Source organism: Moorena sp. SIO3I6 (assembly GCF_010672095.1).
The window spans coordinates 1-2,310 of record NZ_JAAHHU010000746.1 but is presented as its reverse complement, the minus strand read 5'-3'; the positions used below and the strand labels follow the sequence as shown (position 1 = coordinate 2,310).

The following is a 2,310-nucleotide window of genomic DNA, read 5'->3' as shown; positions in this document are numbered from 1 at the left end:
AACTCCTCAGTTTGATAACTGATACAATTGTTTCAACTGTAACTCCCAAACCAACTACGAACAAAGGATCTTTTCCACATCTGCTCATCCTTTTGTAAACAAATATTAATTTCGCCAGCCGTATCAATCTTGGGGGAAGTCTGATTTGGTGCGAACTTTTAATGCTAGTCGGAATGCTTTAATAGCTCTTTCGAGATTCAATGCCCTGTGGCCACGGATTCGGTCACGGTAGGCAATGCCCAGGTTGTTTTGAGTCGTTGCCCAGTGGATGGGGAAGTCTTTTTGGGTACGAACTTTCAATGCTAGTTGAAATGCTTTAATCGCTTTTTCTAGATTGTCAGCCCTGTCGCCATGGATTATGTAAAGGTAGGCAGTACCCCGGTTGTTTTGAGTCATTGCCCAGTGGATGGGGAAGTTTTCTTTGGTGTAAACTGACAAAGCTCTTCGGAATGCTTTAATAGCTTTTTCGACATTCTCAGACCTGTCGTGGTGAATTCTTTGACAGTAGGCTATACCCAGGTTGTTTTGAGTCATTGCCCAGTGGATGGGGCAGTCTTCTTCGGTGCGAACTTCCAATGCTACTTCGTATGCTTTAATCGCTTTTTCGAGATTCAATGCCCTGTTGTCACGGATTCTGTTAATGTAGGCATTGCCCAGGTTGTTTTGAGTCCCTGCCCAACTTTCCCGGTTACTCTCACGAGTAAAGACGTTTAGTACCTGTTCGTAACCAGCAATGGCGATTTCTATATTATTAGCTTTATTCCCCAGGGGAAACTGCTGGATGAGGTCGCTGAAATACCAGATATTATTAGCAATGTCTTGTGCTGTTTTTGGTTCCACTTCTGAGAATTTAGCAGTTGTCCACCTTTGCAAGATATCGATAAAGTTATCATCAAGTTTGTCTAGGTTGGCTTCCAAGAGTGGGTAGACGACTTTGGGGTCGCCATTGCTGTTGTGAGTTGCTTCCAATACTTCCTCTAAGAATTGCAAATAGTCTTCGGATAAAGCATTAGCTGAGGTAGGATTTTCTGAGATTCCCAGGATTTTTAAAAGCTGACTCCTGAGACTGAGTAAAAAGTCAGCGCTATCTTGCTTACCATTTGCTGCTAGTTGTTCTGCTACTTGTGCCATTACCTGCAATAACTCTGCATCCACTAACTCGCGGTTGCTCTCAATAATTTGGACTTCTTCACCGCTGGAACAAGTTAGCAGTTGGTTGATCAGGTTGACGTATGCTTGTAATCTTTGTTCGTCCATTTCCTACTCCCTACTCCCTACTCTCTGCTCCTAGTCAGTAGTTCACCGAATTAATAATTTCTATAACTATAGCGCTTTCTACAAAAATCTAAATTTTCTTCCCTACTCCCGTCTTGATGCAATAGCGAGTGGGGGAAACCCCCAAGACCGCGCTGCATCGCTACTCCCTACTCCCTACTCCCTTTGCGATAAATAACAATAAAAAAAATTCGGTCAAGTTCTGGTTAACCCCAAGTCTTGACCGAATTCTATTGTGTACACAAAAACGAGTACACAATAGGTCAACTCAATGAAATAAATTCTGATGACTAAAAACATTCCACCAGAGTTAGTCAGCAATTGCTCGAAAGCAACCACATTCTAACCTCCGATTTATGCTATTCCATACTACTTCATCCCGCTTCAGAAAACAACTTTCAATCTTGATGGTGGCCAGGGCGTCAAAGCCCTGGCAAATTCCTATCCTAGTCTAAGTAAAAATATCGCACCAAAGTGGTCATCACCTCACCAGGCTTTTCGGTGGGCTCGGGAGTGCTCCACTCATAGGGGTATGCATACTTAAGGGAATACAGGGCATTAATTGTATCGCGAACCTGTTTAGGAGTTCCGATCAACAAGAGCTTGGATTTCTTAGGTTTGCGACCTTGGTTGTCTGGGGTGGGGGGAATGTTTTCAGTCATCAGAATCTTTCCTCTTAAGTGGTTATATTATTAATATATAAATAAATTAATTAAAATGTCAAGGGGTTTGGGATTTTTTTTTTATTACGAAATATGGCCAATAGTAGAATGTGGAAAGTGTGGAGAGTATGGCAAAAAGTAAGAGGTAATAGTATTAAAACAAAGCTGATAATTTTCTGGTGTTGTTATCATCAGCTTTTGGGTTGTAGCGTTTCTAGGATTTATGAGGTCAAAGTCCCCCTTGATAAGCTATGCTTTATAAACATATTTCTTTACAAAAAACTTGACAAATTTTAGGAATTATGAATAGGAAATAAATAGGGCTGGCTGCATGAAGGCAGAAGGCATACCCGACAAGGCTTTCAAGCCTTTT

The 2,310-nt window shown here is 41.6% G+C and carries 3 protein-coding genes; 1 reads left to right on the top strand and 2 read right to left on the bottom strand.

The genetic code is table 11. The features are described from left to right. Positions 1 to 123: 123 nt before the first annotated feature. The gene (locus tag F6K49_RS42180; protein WP_293107301.1) at positions 124 to 1,257 is read right to left on the bottom strand and encodes a tetratricopeptide repeat protein; all 1,134 of its coding nucleotides are present in this window, start codon (positions 1,255 to 1,257) and stop codon (positions 124 to 126) included. Positions 1,258 to 1,385: 128 nt separating this feature from the next. On the opposite strand from F6K49_RS42180, the gene F6K49_RS42175 reads away from it, so the two are divergent. Then, positions 1,386 to 1,550, top strand: coding sequence for a hypothetical protein (locus F6K49_RS42175; protein ID WP_293040231.1), 165 nt, complete (start codon positions 1,386 to 1,388; stop codon positions 1,548 to 1,550). Positions 1,551 to 1,721: 171 nt separating this feature from the next. Here F6K49_RS42175 and F6K49_RS42170 read toward each other — a convergent pair whose 3' ends face one another. Next, a complete protein-coding gene (locus F6K49_RS42170; protein WP_293040234.1) occupies positions 1,722 to 1,937 on the bottom strand; it encodes a hypothetical protein in 216 nt (71 codons plus the stop codon). Positions 1,938 to 2,310 lie beyond the last annotated feature (373 nt).

Bases quoted from the DNA above. Each gene is read 5' to 3' on its own strand.
- F6K49_RS42180 (WP_293107301.1), bottom strand. From the start codon at position 1,257: ATGGACGAACAAAGATTACAAGCATACGTCAACCTGATCAACCAACTG.
- F6K49_RS42170 (WP_293040234.1), bottom strand. From the start codon at position 1,937: ATGACTGAAAACATTCCCCCCACCCCAGACAACCAAGGTCGCAAACCT.